At 40.5% G+C, this 17,448-nt stretch carries 10 protein-coding genes and 1 pseudogene; 1 reads left to right on the forward strand and 10 read right to left on the reverse strand.

All coding sequences use genetic code 11. The features are described from left to right. Window position 1: 1 nt before the first annotated feature. The 5 genes from F972_RS04775 to F972_RS04795 all read right to left on the reverse strand — a co-directional run bounded on the left by F972_RS04775 (window position 2) and on the right by F972_RS04795 (window position 8,682). On the reverse strand, window positions 2–3,121 hold the full coding sequence (locus F972_RS04775) for a type I restriction endonuclease subunit R (RefSeq protein WP_004764142.1): 3,120 nt from the start codon (window positions 3,119–3,121) through the stop codon (window positions 2–4). A gap of 103 nt (window positions 3,122–3,224) precedes the next feature. After that, window positions 3,225–4,193, reverse strand: coding sequence for an Abi family protein (locus F972_RS04780; RefSeq protein ID WP_004681762.1), 969 nt, complete (start codon window positions 4,191–4,193; stop codon window positions 3,225–3,227). Continuing rightward, window positions 4,186–5,523 (reverse strand): restriction endonuclease subunit S, encoded by a 1,338-nt coding sequence (locus F972_RS04785; protein WP_004764144.1) that lies wholly within the window; start codon window positions 5,521–5,523, stop codon window positions 4,186–4,188. Before F972_RS04785 ends, F972_RS04780 begins: the two co-directional genes overlap by 8 nt. A 20-nt stretch (window positions 5,524–5,543) precedes the next feature. Further along, entirely contained in the window at window positions 5,544–6,977 is a 1,434-nt protein-coding gene (locus tag F972_RS04790; RefSeq protein ID WP_004764146.1) for an AlbA family DNA-binding domain-containing protein, read from the reverse strand. Next, the gene (locus tag F972_RS04795; RefSeq protein WP_004756106.1) at window positions 6,967–8,682 is read right to left on the reverse strand and encodes a class I SAM-dependent DNA methyltransferase; all 1,716 of its coding nucleotides are present in this window, start codon (window positions 8,680–8,682) and stop codon (window positions 6,967–6,969) included. Before F972_RS04795 ends, F972_RS04790 begins: the two co-directional genes overlap by 11 nt. 76 nt (window positions 8,683–8,758) lie before the next feature. On the opposite strand from F972_RS04795, the pseudogene F972_RS15095 reads away from it, so the two are divergent. Further along, window positions 8,759–8,848: pseudogene (locus F972_RS15095) on the forward strand (DUF4440 domain-containing protein); the annotation flags it as partial. Between the two features lie 25 nt (window positions 8,849–8,873). On the opposite strand, the gene F972_RS04800 reads toward F972_RS15095, so the two are convergent. The 5 genes from F972_RS04800 to ilvC form a co-directional block, all read right to left on the reverse strand. Continuing rightward, window positions 8,874–9,932, reverse strand: a complete 1,059-nt coding sequence (locus F972_RS04800) for an RNA-guided endonuclease InsQ/TnpB family protein (protein WP_004764149.1) — start codon at window positions 9,930–9,932, stop codon at window positions 8,874–8,876. A gap of 224 nt (window positions 9,933–10,156) precedes the next feature. Then, window positions 10,157–12,355, reverse strand: coding sequence for an OsmC domain/YcaO domain-containing protein (locus F972_RS04805; protein WP_004756108.1), 2,199 nt, complete (start codon window positions 12,353–12,355; stop codon window positions 10,157–10,159). Window positions 12,356–12,580: 225 nt separating this feature from the next. Continuing rightward, window positions 12,581–13,498 carry a LysR family transcriptional regulator gene (locus F972_RS04810; protein WP_010589466.1) on the reverse strand — a complete coding sequence of 306 codons (918 nt, stop codon included), beginning with the start codon at window positions 13,496–13,498 and terminating at the stop codon, window positions 12,581–12,583. A gap of 113 nt (window positions 13,499–13,611) precedes the next feature. Further along, window positions 13,612–15,675 (reverse strand): putative bifunctional diguanylate cyclase/phosphodiesterase, encoded by a 2,064-nt coding sequence (locus F972_RS04815; protein WP_004756110.1) that lies wholly within the window; start codon window positions 15,673–15,675, stop codon window positions 13,612–13,614. Window positions 15,676–16,367: 692 nt separating this feature from the next. Continuing rightward, complete coding sequence (gene ilvC, locus F972_RS04820; protein WP_004659026.1) at window positions 16,368–17,384, reverse strand: ketol-acid reductoisomerase; 1,017 nt, start codon at window positions 17,382–17,384, stop codon at window positions 16,368–16,370. Window positions 17,385–17,448: the final 64 nt, after the last annotated feature.

A 17,448-nucleotide genomic window follows, 5' to 3' on the forward strand; every position in this document is an offset into this window, starting at 1 on the left:
ATCAACTTGTCCAAGCATTCGATAACATTTCAGCCTGCTTCATAACTAACTCAATAGCCTCTGCCGCTTTGTCAGGTGGATACTTCCAACGCTGTAAAGTACGTCGTACCAAGATTTTAAGCTGGGCACGTACACTATCTCGAACTTGCCAATCCACAGTCGTTGATTTGCGCAACTTCTCGGTAATCTCTCGGGCAATTTGCTTGAGCGTATCATCACCCAATTCACGCACCGCACTTTCATTATTTGCTAAAGCATCATAGAAAGCGATTTCATCAGGGTTCAAACCTAGCGACGCTTCACGTTCCATTTCAGCTTGAAAGTCTTTCGCCATTTGTATCAGTTCTTCAATGACTTGAGAGGTTTCAATCGCACGGTTATTATATTTCCTTAGAGTTTCCTGCAAACGATCTGAAAAACGTTTTTCTTGTACGAGATTATTCCGCGTTTTTGCCTTGATACCATCATTCAATAATTTTTCTAATAATTCGACTGCCAAGTTACGATATGGCATTTGTCGAACATCTTCTAAAAATTCATCTGACAGTAAACCAATATTTGGTTTATCTAAACCACAAAGTGCAAATACATCTGCTACACCATCAGCAAGGACAGCATTATCCAAAATTTGTTTAAGCGTACTATCCTTTTCAGCTTGCGATAATTTACGATCCACAGAAGTATGTTTACTGATCACGGCCTTAATGGCTGAATAAAATGCAATTTCCTTATGTAATGTCTTGGTTTCATCCAAGGTACCGCACAATGAAAAGGCTTTATTAATTGTAAGTACTAAATCTAAAAAGCGTTTTTTGCCATCTTTCAAACTCAACACATAGTTGGCTGCTGGGATAATTAGTCGATGTGCTTGTGTTTCATAACTGCTTAAATCCAACCCAGCTTGGTCATTGGTCTTGGCAAACATCCCACGAATGGCATCCATTTTCTCAGCAAGCACGGCATAGGCTTCTTCAGCACGTAATGTTGGCTCACCTTTCCCTTTGGCATCGGTATAGGTTTTTAATGCCTGCTTTAACTCATTGGCAATCCCAATATAGTCAACGACCAAACCACCTTGCTTGTCTTTAAAGACACGGTTGACTCGTGCAATGGCCTGCATGAGGTTATGACCTTTCATTGGTTTGTCGATATACATGGTATGGGTACACGGTGCATCAAAACCTGTCAGCCACATATCCCGTACAATCACCAACTGTAACGGGTCATTCACATCTTTAAAGCGTTTCTCAAAGCGTTTTTTAGTTTGCTTATTATAGATATGGGGTTGCAATAACGGTTTATCCGATGCTGAACCTGTCATCACAATTTTGATTTTGCCTTTTTTCGGGTCATCATCATGCCAATCTGGGCGCAGAGCAATAATTTCATTATACAAATGCACGCAGATTTCACGACTCATGGTCACAATCATGCCTTTGCCTGCTGTGGCTTCAGTACGGGCTTCAAAATGTGTTACCAAATCCGCAGCAATCTGTTTCAGGCGTGGGGTCGCACCCACTAATTTTTCTAAGCGACTCCATTCACCCTTGGTCTTCTCACGACTACCGACATCTTCTTCATCTTCCACCACCTCATCAACTTGATCAGAGAGTTCCTCAATTTCAGCCTTATTAATATCCAATTTTGCCAAGCGGGATTCATAATAGATTGGTACAGTTGCACCGTCCTCGACCGCATCTTGAATATCGTAAATCGAAACATAATCGCCAAAGACAGCTCGGGTGTCTTTGTCTTCACTGGAAATTGGCGTACCCGTAAAACCAATAAAAGCTGCATTCTTTAAAGCATCACGCATGTGCTTGGCATAGCCAAATTTATAAGTCCCATCATTAGACAGTTTGGCTTTGAGTCCATATTGGCTACGGTGGGCTTCATCAGACATCACCACAATATTGTGCCGACCATTCAGCAATGGATGTTCAGTTTCTCCATCAAGCAAAGCAAACTTTTGTACCGTGGTAAAAATAATTCCGCCTGATTCACGTTCAGCAAGGAGTTGTCTTAGCTCATCACGATTATTGGCTTGTACTGGCGTTTGTTTTAATAATTCCTGTGCCTGACTAAAGGTTTCAAAGAGTTGTCCATCTAGGTCATTACGATCAGTCACAATCAATAAGGTAGGATTCTGCATTGCAGGTTGTTGAAGCAGCTTCCCAGCATAGCAACACATCGAGATACTTTTGCCTGAACCTTGGGTATGCCAAACCACCCCTGCTTTTTTATCCCCTGTAGGATTCGATGCGGCAATAGTCGACTGAACAGCTTCACGCACTGCATGGAACTGGTGATAACCCGCAATTTTTTTAATGGTAGCGCCTGCGGCTTGTTGAGATCCACCATCAGTTTCAAATAGCACAAAGAAACGGATGTAATCGAGGAATAACCCACGATCAAAAAAGCCTCGAATAACCGTTTCGAGTTCCCATTCTAACTGTGGTTTATCATCTTCATTTTTAATGGTACGCCACGGCAAAAAGCGTTCCTGATTCGCCGTCAGTGAACCGACACGGGCTGTTACACCATCACTGACTACCAATGCTTCGTTAAAAACAAATAGATCGGGGATTTCTTCTTTGTAGGTTTGTAGTTGATTAAACGCATCCCAAATATCTGCATTTTCATCGGTGGGGCTTTTTAACTCTAATACCGCAAACGGAATACCATTGATAAAGCAGATAATGTCAGGCCGTCTTGGCTGCTTTGTTCCTTGGATGGTAAATTGATTAATGGCAACAAAGCGATTTTGGTAAATATGATTAAAATCGACCAAAAATGCATGGTCATTGACCCAGTCATCTTCTTTTTTATAACTGACGGGCACACCTTCCAGTAACATGTGGTGAAAAGCACGATTATTGGTGATTAAGTCCAGACTTTCAGGTTTACTCAGTTTCTGTAAAACCTGCTCAAAACAGCTCACTGGCAAATGTGGATTTAAGCGTTCAAAAGCGGTCTGTAAGTCTGCTTCAATCAGAACTTGTTTATAGTCTTTGCGTAAAGGGTTACTGCTGTCAGGGGCAATATCGACACCATGAACGACTTCCCAACCATTTTCAGCAAACCAATCTAGGCAGAGGTTTTCAAGTTGTGTTTCGTTCATAAAAATTCCGTTCCACAAGATGTTCCACTTGACATAGTTGTGCACTATACATTACTATTCTAACCAATATGACCGATGCCCCTGCTTATGTACGCATCGGTTTTCATTTTCTAATCTGCCATAATTCCCATTCTTGCCAATCTTCTTGAGCTATCCCAAAGTCTCCTAAAGTAATCATACCATTGCCTATCTGTGGAAACTCTGCCAATAACTGCTTAAAACGTTCTGACCAAGTCGAGTTTGGACAAATCCTCTTTAAAAGATGTTGAATAATGCAAAAATAAAAAAATGGGCGAGCATTATTCATAGGTTGCCAATTATCAACCTGTGGTGATAATTCTAAAATGTTAATATTCCATAATCGACTATGATGGGCTGCAACATTACGTACAAAGTTTAGACTTCTCAGCCATTTTGCAAATATTTCACCGCTTTTTATATTATACTTTTCAGCAATACATTGTTGATCTTGGTATTTAAGCCCTGAATACATACGAGATAATAAACCAAAATCCCAAATTTCGATTGCAACCCATACAGGAACACATCCCTCATAATGCTTTTTGTGATGTTCAATAAAAGGTTCTCGGCGTGCTTGGTAAAGTAGGGCATTATATTTTTCTAACCAAACTGCATGTTCTGTTTTACCTGCATTTTTACCGTTCTTTATTAATTTTTTAGTAAAATTACCATGTAAGCAGTCCGCAATCTGATGAGCATTACTATCTCTTTTCCCCAATAAATGAGCAACATCTACCCGAACTGCCAGCTCAATACGTTCAAGAGCATCTAAAGCAAGAAGACGCAACTTTTTATCAAAAATATATAAATCGACAATATTTTCAAAATTACTTTGTTGAACAAATTCATTTTTTCGAATGGGTTTATTTTGTGCTTTAGATGCCTGTACATCTATCTGACGAAAAGGATACCAGTAACCACTTAAACGATAATAGCCCACACGCTCTAGATAATTTAAAGCCTTAGCATTATCTGTGACAATCATACCCCGACTTTCTAAAAGCTGTAATTGTTGGGTATAAGATTTCCATTGCTTTAATGGTTTAGCCATCTATCCCCTCACCCTGCAAACCTGACACATCCAACTCACCCGATAACAACTTTGGTAATAAAGCATCTCTAAGATTTATCAAAATCTGATTTTCGATTTTTATACTATTTTGTTTTGAATAAAATTTCCTTACTTTTTCTGAATATAGCTTCCTTAAAGCTACTGAAGAGGTAACAATCTGAAAATCCATAATTGCTTTTTTATCACCTCTAGGCATTTTTGAACCTTTAGATGAAGCCATCATTCTGTCAAAAAAACTGTCTTGGTAAATTAAATTATATAAATATTCTTCCGTACCTTTTTCTAAGACATCAAAGTTCAATACATCATTAGAATGCCCACCATCGAAAAAAGAAAACCAAATTTTCTTAAAATAAGGTCGGATATTGGAAACCAAAATATTCCCTTGCCTAAACGCTGGAACACTATTTGCCTTTGGTAATGAACTTGCTTTTTCGATCCCCTTTTTTTCAGGTAACATATTTTCTGTAGAGATATAATTTTCAAGATTTAGGTCATTTAATAAAATCTTATTAGAGCTATATTTGGCAATATCTTTAAGTTGCTGTAATTCCCATCCCCTCGGCACTTCCCCCAATTCACTTTCGACCAACTCATCAGGAAATAGCGCAGCAGTCGCTTGTAATTCCGCAAAATCTTCCTTTGTCAATTGATCAAGCTCAGCTTCACTTTTACCACTAATCGCACACATCGCAGCAAGCTCAGGATCGCTCCCTTCTTGTTTTGCTGCAATTTTGGCACGTACAGGTTCAAAGTCGATAAACCAACTTTTAAAAATGGCTTGGGCGATGGATTCTAAAGTTTGGTTGATTTGGTTATTTTGTTCAATTTTACAATCTAGTGAATCTAATACTTTAACAATATTATCTTGATAAGCTTGACTAGGTAATTCAATTACAATCTTACTAAAATGACCCTTATTTAAAATAGGTGTTGCAGAACCACCTGCGATACTCTTCAATTCTTCCTGTTTTAAACTTAAGACATAATAAATGTATTGCGGATTATTTTTACTAGTATCAACAATAATAGTATTTATTTGTTGATTAGTTACAGAATCATTTTTTAAAAGTATAACTTTCCCCATATCAGAACCAATACATGAAACAGCTACACTATCTTTAGGAACAAGATAGCTTTTCACTGCTTTTATTCCTGCTTGAGATAAATAACGCTCAGTGGTTTCTATCCACCGTCTACCATCCATGTCTTTAGGTGTTACAAATGGAGTTCCAGATGTACTAAATGCTCCCATAACATTAGAAGAAGGTGTTTTACCTGTCACTATTTGACCAATTTCTTCCAACATGAATTTTTGGAAAATTACACTCACACTTCACCCCCAAATTCTTTCTTAACCACCCAATAGCCACGAGTTCCACCTACACGTTCAATACAGCCTGCATCTTTTAAATGATTCAGATGCTTTTGTAAGGCAGATTGGTTAATACCAAGTTGTTCTGCCAAAGAACGATAAGAAACTTTCGGATTAGCCCGAATTAAAACTAAAATTTCCTGTTGGCGTTCGGTGAGTTGGCTTGCTTCGATTGCACCACCTAAGTCTTCGATTACACCACTTGAATCATCAATTGCACCACCGATTGCACCACTTTCAGACTCAATCACAGGACGATATAGCTTCACATCAAAAAAATCATTAGTTTCTAAAAATTCAGGTGTTGGCAAATTCTCTGCTTCACACATCTGCTTGATCCGTTGCAGACCACTGCCCCAATGCTCAATATAACCTAGCTCTCGAAACACACGAGCCAAAACCCGATTCCGAATTTCCGAACGTCCCTGCAACAAATCCGCTTCGGTTAAACCATTGGGCAAGCCACCAGGGGAGACGATATTGACCAAGTCATCATACACAGCGACCTTGATATTACGCCCAAAGTTACTGTAATCCCGATGTACATAGGCATTGACTAAGGCTTCACGGATAGCATTTTCTGGAATTTCTAAATAGTCATAACGCTTTAAGCCACGAATTTCAGCACGTAAAGACAAATGATTTTTAATAAAAATTTCGGCTTGTTCAATTTGAGAAAACAAGTCACCTGTGTATTCTTTACGGTCTAAAAACACACTCATATTTGTGCCTTTAAATCGGGCGCATTGGGTCATCACATGCTCATATTGACCGAGCAAGATCAATAAACCATGACTGGCATAACGCTGTCCTTGCTCTTCAATCACCAGTTTCAGATTCAACATCTTTTCTAAAGTCAGTGTTTTATCAGCAGCTTTGAACGCTTCTTCCAAGACCGTTAAATTGAGCTTTTCCAAAGGGTATTGATAATTGGCTAAGGCATCAAAACTGATATTTAGCCTTTGCAATTCCAGTTGTTGAATATGCTCAGGCGATGCCACACGGTTACTTGCACCTAGACGGATATATGTGCCTTGCTCACGTCCTACTGGTTTAAGGTAATACGGAAATAAACTACCTCGTGCGACTTCCACAACCAATAGCTCAACACCATCTATGTTCTCAATATAAATTTGTGCGGCAAGTTGTGGGGCACACAACTCATAAATCATGGAGGTGATTTTATCTTGCAACTCGAAAATATCATCTTGAATCCCAACCAACTGCCGATCATCAGTGACTCCAACAATCAACTTACCGCCACTACTATTAGCAAAGGCAATTAATGTCTTGGCGATCTGCTGTCCTTTCGGTAACTGCTGTTTAAACTCTAGCGTTTTGCTTTCGCCTTTTTGAATCTCAAGCAGCAACGGTTGATCAAAACTCATAACCCAAACCTTTTAAATTCTTTTTGATTTCACTTTCCAGTACAGCACTTTCAGCAAATTGCTGTTTCAATTGTCCTGTTAAGCGTGCCATCTTCTCGGCAAAAGGTTCTCCATCATCTTCCTGTTCGACTGCACCCACATAACGCCCTGGGGTCAGTACATAGTCATGCTTTTGAATATCTTTTAACTCAGCCGAGAAACAAAAGCCTTTTTCATCTTGATACGCTTCGCCTTCAAAGTTTTCACCTTGTTGCCAAGCATGTAAAGCATTGGTGATTTTAGCAATATCCGCATCGGTAAAGTCACGTAGTACACGATCTTTCATATAGCCCAAGTTGCGAGCATCAATAAACAAAGTCTTGCCTTCACGATTGGCTTTCTTTTTATCCAGGGACAAACCATTCTTTTTGTCCTTGGTCAAAAACCAAATACAGGCAGGGATTTGCGTATTGGTAAACAGTTGCCCTGGTAATGCGACAATACATTCCACCAGATCGGCTTCAATCAGATTTTTACGGATTTCACCCTCATTATTGGTATTGGAACTCATCGAACCATTGGCAAGCAAAAGTGCCATACTACCCGTTGGTGATAGATGGTGCAGCATGTGCTGCATCCAGGCAAAGTTGGCATTGCCCTGTGGCGGTGTGCCATATTTCCAACGTACATCACTTTCCAGTGAAGCATGCCACCAATCCTTAATATTGAACGGTGGATTTGCCATGACGAAATCAGCACGCAAGTCTGGATGCTGATCATCTAAAAATGTATCGGCATTCTTTTTACCAAAGTTAAAATCAATGCCACGAATTGCCATATTCATGGCAGCAAGTTTCCATGTGGTTGGATTACTTTCTTGTCCGTAAATCGAAATATGCTTTTTCTGTTCAGATGCTTTGTAGTGCTTTTCCTGTGCATGTTGTTCGATGAACTTTTCACTGGAAACAAAGAAACCGCCTGAACCCATTGCAGGGTCATAGACTCGACCTTTATAAGGTTGCAGCATTTCTACAATCAAGGTCACGATACTTTTAGGTGTGTAATATTGTCCGCCTTGTTTTCCTTCAGCTAACGCAAACTGCCCTAAAAAGTATTCGTAGACATGCCCGAGAATGTCTTTACTGTGCAGACTCAGTTTTTCGCCATTATATTCAGGTTTGGTAAAACTCGTGTCCGAAAAAGTATTGATCAAATCCAACAGTTTGTCATTATCAAGCTGGTACTGTCCTATACGATTCAGAATACCTTTTAATTTAGGATTGGCTTTCTCAATTTCATCAAAAGCATTATCAACTAACCAAGAGATAGAACGCAGTTTGACATCTTGCCAAATAATCGAGCCAATGGCTAAAGCGGCTGTATTTTGTAATGTTGCCCAACGTGCTGCTTTGGGCACCCAAAACACATTTTTTTCTTGATAATAATCAATAATTTCTAATTCATCAGCGATTGCTTGTTGATATTCCTCTTCTGTGTCGTATTGATCACGAGGCATGTAATAGATGTTGTGATCATCCGCCTGAGCAAATAAATCTTTAAGTTCAGACTGACGTTCATCAAAAGCATCTGATACATATTTTAGGAAAATCAGCCCAAGCACAATATGCTTGTAGTTGGCAGCGTCTAAGCTGCTACGTAATTTATCAGCGGCTTTCCAAAGCTTATCATCTAAGTCATTTAGAAACTTTTGTTCCAATGAGTTCATTCTTTATCCTCAATCAATGATCAACCGCTGTGGTTTTATACTTAATGTTCAATAGTTTATTACGTTAGCACAGTTAAGACAGAATCATTTATGGCAAATCCATGCCTTGGAAAATGTAACGCTCACCAATCCACGTACAGGGCAAACCATCTTACGGGATGTTTGATGAAATAGTTGACATCCTCCCCGACCTAAAGGACGGGGATTCCTACTGCTAGACGCTCATGTCCGAGCGCAAGAATATTCAGTGCGGAATTTACATCCCGATCATGGAGCGTACCGCACTCCATACACTGCCATTCTCTTATTCCTAAGCCTGCTCTACCTTTCGGACTACTGGAGCGTGAGCCACAGCACGAGCAAGTTTGGGTGGTATACGATTCATTGACTTCTTCATACCATACCCCTGCGTTCTCGCATTTATACTTGAGCATGGTTCTTAGTGTTGTCCAACTTGCATCTAGCACTGATTTAGCTAATTTAGTTTGTGCGAGTGCTTTGGCATTCACATTGCCAACGAAGATTGCTGCATGTTCATTCACCAGTTTATGACTGAATTGATGCAACATGTTTTGACGTATATTTTTAATCTTGGCGTGAATCGCTTTGACGCGTTTCTTATTTCTTGCACGTTGAGCTATGCCAAGTTTTTGTTCATATTGGCGATAGATTTTAGGAGCTTTGAGCTTTATACCATCTGAACAAGTAGCTAAGTCTTTTAATCCCAAATCTATACCAATTGAGGTTTGACCTTTCGATTTAACTGGTTTTGCATGATCAACCACTAAACAGACATACCAACGCCCACGACTATCTTCTACAAATGAGCCTGTTTTGACGTTGTATTTTGATAGTCCGTAACTATCCCATAGTTTGAATTGATGTTTGCCATATTGAACATAGCCATTAGCATATTTGATTGCAACTTTTTTGAATGGTATCCAGCCCAATGAACGCCTAGCTGATTTTTTATTGCTGACTCGCCATTTCAGTTTTGCTTTTTTGAATTGCTTTCTGCGTGTAATGAGTTCTTCTGTTATGGCTTGAATGGTTTGACTATGCAAATTGCATTCTTTCGATGTGCCTTTTGTGTATTTAGCAATATCGTATGCTGAAAAGAATTGTTGTTTGCGTTGTAGATGCTTGAAACACAAATCATTGACATAATTCCAAACAAAGTTTACCTCCAACGCTAGTTGGTCTAGCACCTTGCAATGTTTGTCTTTTATGCGTAATTTGAGTGTCTTCATACAATTATTTTAACCGTATTTTTCTTAATAGTGATTATAGCAAAAGTATTTAAAACGACATTTCATGTCGTATGGCTTACGCCAGTCGCTTATATCGTCGGGCTAAACCCCGAGGTTTTACGCTCCAATGGATAAATTCCTTTTCGTATCAGGAAGCGTTTTAAACCTGAAACCGTAAGGTGCAATCTACAAATACAAGGATTGCACCCATAACTTTTAGCTCACTAGGCAGCAACCGCCCTGGCACGCGCGGCATGCAACTTTTTATAACTGTCAATCAGGCGTAAGTGTCGATCTAGCCCCTCCAGTTTCATACTGGTTGGGGTGAGACCATAGAAACGGACACTGCCATCTACCGATCCAAGTACCGCGTCCATTCGTTCATCACCAAACATACGGCGGAAGTTAATTAGATAATCATCCAATTCCAGCTCATCATCCAGAATCACCTCCAGCACCACATTCATGCACTGATAGAATAAGCCTCGCTCAGCCGTGTTGGTGTTGTATTGCAGGAACTGCCCGACCAATTCTTTTGCTTCTTCAAATTGCTCTAAAGCAAGATAAATCAACAGTTTTAACTCAAGAATGGTCAGTTGCCCCCACACGGTATTGTCATCAAATTCGATACCAATCAAGGTGGCGATTTCGGTGTAGTCATCCAGCTCACATTCCTCCAGACGCTCAACCAAGGCCTCAAGGCTGTCATTATCCAGACGATGCAGGTTTAAGATATCTTCACGGAATAACAGTGCCTTGTTGGTGTTGTCCCAGATCAGGTCTTCTACCAGATAAATCTCGGAATAGTCAGGCACCAAGATACGGCAGGCGGTTGCACCTAAATGTTCATACACCGCCATGTAGACTTCTTTGCCCATCTGCTCAAGAATGGCAAACAGTTCTTCCGCTTCTTCCACATTGCTGTTTTGACCCTGGTGGGTAAAGTCCCACTCGACAAAATCGAAATCAGCTTTGGAGCTAAAAAAGCGCCATGACACCAAACCGCTGGAATCAATAAAGTGTTCCACAAAGTTGTTTGGTTCAGTCACCGCATTACTTTGGAACGTTGGCTGTGGTAAATCATTGAGACCCTCAAAACTGCGCCCCTGCAACAACTCAGTCAGGCTACGTTCCAACGCAATTTCAAAACTTGGATGCGCACCGAATGAAGCAAAGACTCCGCCTGTACGTGGATTCATCAGCGTCACACACATCACAGGGAACTGACCACCAAGCGAGGCATCTTTCACCAGCACAGGGAAGCCCTGTTCCTCCAGCCCCTTGATGCCAGCCAGAATTGCTGGATATTTTTCCAGAACCTGTTGCGGTACATCTGGTAGCGTCATTTCGCCCTCCAGAATCTCACGTTTCACTGCACGTTCAAAGATTTCAGAAAGACACTGTACCTGTGCCTCAGCCAAAGTGTTGCCTGCACTCATGCCGTTACTGAGATAGAGATTTTCAATCAGATTGGACGGGAAATACACCACTTCACCATCCGACTGCCGTACGAATGGCAATGAACAGATGCCTCGCTCGGTATTACCTGAGTTGGTGTCATATAAATGCGTGCCCAGCAATTCATCGTCGGGGTTATAAATCTCAAGGCAGTATTCATCCAGAATTTCTACTGGCAATTCACCATTCGGGCCTGGCTGGAACCATTTTTCATCAGGATAATGCACAAACTCAGCATTGGCGATTTCCTCTCCCCAAAACTGGTCGTTATAGAAGAAGTTACAGTTTAAACGCTCAATAAATTCGCCCAGTGCCGATGCCAAGGCACTTTCCTTGGTTGAACCCTTGCCATTGGTAAAACACATCGGCGATTGTGCATCACGAATATGCAGTGACCAGACATTCGGAACAATATTACGCCATGATGCAATTTCAATCTTCATGCCCAAGCCAGCCAAAATGCTAGACATATTGGCAATGGTCTGTTCTAAAGGTAAATCCTTGCCCTGAATATAAGTACTGCTTTCCGAAGTCAGGCTTGGCATCAGCAATGCCTGTGCATCAGCATCAATACTTTCAACTTCTTCAATAATAAATTCAGGGCCTGTCTGGATCACTTTCTTCACGGTACAACGGTCAATCGAGCGTAGAATCCCCTGACGGTCTTTTTCAGAAATGTCAGCAGGCAACTCGACCTGAATCTTAAAAATCTGTTTGTAGCGGTTTTCAGGGTCAACAATATTGTTTTGTGACAGGCGGATATTGTCGGTTGAAATATCCCGCGCCGCACAATACACTTTTACAAAGTAGGCAGCACATAACGCCGATGAAGCCAGAAAATAGTCGAATGGTCCTGGCGCTGAACCATCGCCTTTATAGCGGATCGGTTGATCTGCAATTACTGTAAAATCATCGAACTTGGCTTCCTGACGAAGATTGTCGAGATAATTAACCTTGATTTCCATGCTGGTACCTAATACCTCTTATGTACCAGCATCGGCACATAAGCGTGTAAATATGAATAGAATAACGATCTGAAATGGACTTAAACAGAATATAAATGAGGCTCATCACGATCAATGAGCACTCATGATAAGCCAAGATAATATATGCCGCATTATAGAGGGATTTGCCTGAATTGATAATGTTTGTCCGTGTTTCCAATCGACATACAACCAGCCCATTCAAGCCTAGTCATAATAATGATTGCGCTTTTTAGAAAACTTATCCAGTTGATTTAAAAAGCCCTCAAAATAACTCTTGTCTTTATCTTCAGTGCGATAGCCTGCATAGAGTGTGCGTCGGAGACCTTTGGGTGAGACACAATCCAGACGGCGCGAAGTGACCCAGCCTTTTTGCTCATATTCATTTACCACCCAGTCAGGGAGTGCCGAAATCCCCCGCCCGCTGGCAACCAATTGGATCAACATTTGTGTTAGTTCCGTTGTGCGGATTTCTTTAGGGTGTAAATTGGCTGGAATAAATAGTTTCGCCATAATGTCCAAACGGTGTTTATCCACGGGATAAGTCACCAAGGTTTGCTCCGCCAACTCCTGTACCGTAATCTTTTCCATCCGAACCAAAGGATGAGTGTTGGACAAAACCAGTCTGGATTCATATTCAAAAATTGGAAAATACTCAATGCCTTTTAAAGCAATTGGGTCCGCGGTAATCAACAAGTCAAATTCCGCATTCTGTAATAACTCGTGTGGATTGGACTCAAAACCAGAGACAAAATCCAGATCAACATCTGGATATTGCTGGCGGTATTGATTCAACAACGGCATCAGCCAGTCAAAGCAACTATGACATTCCGAAGAGAAGATAATTCTGCCTGTTTGCCCGTGCACAATACGGGCAATATCGGTATGTGCAATCTGGATCTGCGGTAACACATCATCCGCCAGCTTTAACAGGCGCAAACCAACATGGGAAAATGAGACAGGTCGGCTACGGCGATTCACAACCTCCACGCCAAACCATTGATCCAGCTCTTTTAATTGATGAGAAATCGCAGAGGGTGTTAAATACAGGTCAGTTGCCGCTGCAACCAATGAACCGTGTTCGCGCAAGGCGGTTAATGTCTTTAAATGACGAAGTTCTAACATACTAATAAACCAGTAAAACATGCCTTAGCTTGTTTCAGTACAATTGAGCAGACAATATTTATATAGACAAAATTGAATTAAATTCATCTATTATAAAACCAGATTATTTAAAATTAGGCAAAATGTGGCTGCCCTTGCAATACCAAACTATCAATCTTAACAGGCCTGCCAAGCAAGTATCCCTGTAATTGATTACAGCCTAAATTTTTAAGAATATCCGCTTGTTGCTGTGTTTCCACTCCCTCAGCCGTGACAATCAAACCTAATTTTGCAGCAAGATGAATAATACTTTCTAAAATCGCCTCTTCTTTGGAATTGGGTTGTAAATCCATGAGGAAACCACGGTCAATTTTGAGTTCATCGACAGGTAAATCTTTTAAATACAGGAAGCTTGAGTAACCCGTTCCAAAGTCATCTATTGCGATTCGAATACCGAGCTTACGCAGGCGTTTCAGGGTACGAATACTTGAATCAATGTGATGCATTGCAGTTGATTCAGTAATCTCCAGGATCAGGTTGTGAGGTTGGATTTGATATTTTTCCAATAGTTGTTCAAGGACACTGAATAATTTCTTATTTTCAAACTGTAATGCTGACAGATTCACTGCAATTGGATAAAACGGGTTCTTGCTCTGCTCCCATTTCTGAATTTGTTGACAGGCTTGTTCCAGCGCCCAATATCCCATAGGAATAATTAAACCCGTTTTTTCAGCACTTTCAATAAACATTTGTGGCGTAAGCAGCCCCAAAGCTGGATGCTTCCAGCGAATCAGGGCCTCAACACCACAGACTTCATAGTTCGCGGTAAATTTTGGCTGGTAAAACAAGACAAACTGCTGCTCATCAACGGCCTTATATAAATCATTGATCAGTTTGGACTGGCTGCGTACATCTTGCTGATCGCTCATGGACTGGAACACGGTATAGGTATTACGCCCCTGATCTTTTGACACCAGCATGGCAACATCGGCATTAATCAACAAATCCTGAATATTGGTGCCATGTTCAGGATACATCGCAATCCCAAGGCTCGCGGATATGTTTATGTCTTTGCTGGCAATTAAATAAGTTCCCTGAATAAAATGCAGAATTTCTTCGGCAAGCTGTATTGCCTCGTTGATATCGGTATTTTCAGATATCAGGACAAATTCATCGCCACCTATACGGAATAACTTATGGCTTTGATTTAGCTTATTGTGTAGACGATTGGCCATCTGGACCAACAACTGATCCCCAATATGATGCCCAAAAGCATCATTCACCGACTTAAAACCATCCAGGTCAATATATAAAAAGGCAGCCTTTTGCTCATGCAAGCGATGATGGCTAAACACAACCTCTGCATACTCGGTTAAATACATACGGTTAGGCAGCTTGGTTAGGGCATCATGCAGAGACTGAATCTCAAGCTCTTTATTTATAAAAGTGAGTTGTTGATTACGCTCTTCCAGTCTAGATTCTAAAACCGCAACAGCAAAACCTGCGACAAACACCAGACTGGTAATAAAGATGATTGTGAACAACAATACACTTTGCTCTGTCTGTGCTGCATTCAAGGCCTTAATAATACTTGCATCAAAATAGGTTGCCGCCATACCTGTGTAATGCATACCGACAATACTCAGCGCCATTAACACCGCAACAATGGCTTTTAGCCCAATCCGATACCTGACTGCTGACTTATATTTAAAGATAAAGAAGAAACTTAGACCAGCCCCACTGATTGCAATTAAAACTGAGCAAATAACCAATAAGGGATCATAATGCATCTGATAATGTTCAACTGTCAGAGCCATCATGCCTGTATAATGCATACCCGCTATACCCAAGCCCATAAACACAGCACCAAGAATCAGGCGAGGCAAAGGCAAGGTTGGACGTGAAGTCAGCCACACCGCAAAAATAGAGGCAATTGTACCCCCCATATAGGAAAGCGTCGTTAACCCCAGATCAAAATGATAGCTTTCTGGCAAATGAATCGCTAGCATTCCCACAAAATGCATTGCCCATATCGCCAACCCCAGGATTAAGCCACTCGCAACCAGAATGCTTTTTTCAAACTTTTTATAAGCGGTCTTGAAAACCAGCTCTTCCATTGAAAATGCGGCATAGCATGTTGCCACCGCAACCAGAATGGAAACGATGACCAATGTACTATCGTAATCAACGTGTACCATAAAGGAATTCCATGATTATCCATGACTTTTTTATTTGCCGAGCAAATTGCCTAGGCTCAGAACGATCTTTCACACTCAAAAAAAGATACGAATAGCAGTCATAATCTTTCCTTAACAATAACATCATATAACATAAGGTCAAGTCTTTTTCATTTTATAAATCAATAGAATAAAAACATATAATTACTCCAAACCTATAAAAAGACTTGCTTTTTTTTATTGCACTTTTCACCGAAAGACCAATTTATTTTTGCTAAGTGTTTTTCTTATTTAAGTAGCTACTTCTTATTTGTTTTAAACTGCCCTATGAACTTAAGTCTGATTGCAGTTTTTTTGTTTTTCTCGTGCACTAAGCACGATATAAAATGCTTATCAGAGACACATATAAACTTTTTTAATTTTTATACTATTATAACTCTGTTATCAGCAGCATTAAAAACCTCGTTTACCAACAAGAGGGTTCTTTTAACTCAGAGATAAAACTGAGCTTTCTCTTTTTCTACGATTTTGTTTGCTTCAACACTTATTAGGGTATCCTGCGCAAGGAGCAACGAAATAGAAAAGCATGTGAAGCATCACTTCGTAAGACCAATACGTAAGATTGGAGCTATACCTCACCAATGCGCAACATTAGGATGATCCAATAAAAAAGCCCCTGTACAAACAAGGGCTTTTAAAGATTAAACTAAAATTTAGTTCTTCTCTTTATCAACGATTTTGTTTGCTTGAATCCAAGGCATCATTGCACGAAGTTTATTACCTGTTACTTCGATACCGTGTGCAGCATTTTGACGACGGCGAGCAGTCATAGATGGGTAGTTCAACGCACCTTCCTGAATGAACATTTTCGCATATTCACCAGACTGGATACGTTTCAACGCGTTACGCATTGCTTCACGAGACTGTTCGTTGATTACTTCAGTACCAGTCACATATTCACCGTACTCAGCATTGTTAGAAACTGAGTAGTTCATGTCAGCAATACCGCCTTCGAACATTAAGTCAACGATTAACTTAAGTTCATGTAAGCATTCGAAGTAAGCCATTTCTGGTGCATAACCCGCTTCAACCAAAGTTTCGAAGCCCATTTTAACCAATTCAACAGCACCACCACAAAGAACTGCTTGCTCACCGAATAAATCAGTTTCAGTTTCTTCACGGAAAGAAGTTTCGATAATACCTGTACGACCACCACCTACACCTGAAGCGTAAGAAAGCGCTACATTACGTGCATTACCAGAAGCATCTTGGTGAATTGCGATTAAGTCAGGAACACCTGAACCACGTTGATATTCAGAACGTACAGTGTGACCTGGTGCTTTTGGAGCAACCATGATTACGTCTAAATCTTTACGTGGAACAACTTGGTTATAAAGAATAGAAAAACCATGAGCAAATGCTAAGGTTGCGCCTTCTTTGATATTTGGCTCAATCACATCACGATAAAGTTGAGATTGGAACTCATCTGGAGTCAAAATCATCACTAAGTCAGCTTGAGCAACAGCTGCTGGAACTTCAGATACTTTAAGACCTGAATTTTCAGCTTTTTTCCAAGATGCTGAACCAGCACGTAAACCAACAGTTACGTCAACGCCAGAATCTTTCAAGTTAAGTGCATGAGCATGACCTTGTGAACCATAACCAATGATTGCAACTTTTTTGCCTTGGATGATTGATAAGTCACAGTCTTTATCGTAAAAAATTTGCATCTGTTTTCTCCATTAGAATCTTTAACTTCCCTCCCATTTTCAAGGGGAGGGTTAGGGTGGGGTC

Source organism: Acinetobacter sp. CIP 102529, assembly GCF_000368325.1.
Classification (GTDB): Bacteria; Pseudomonadota; Gammaproteobacteria; order Pseudomonadales; family Moraxellaceae; genus Acinetobacter; species Acinetobacter parvus.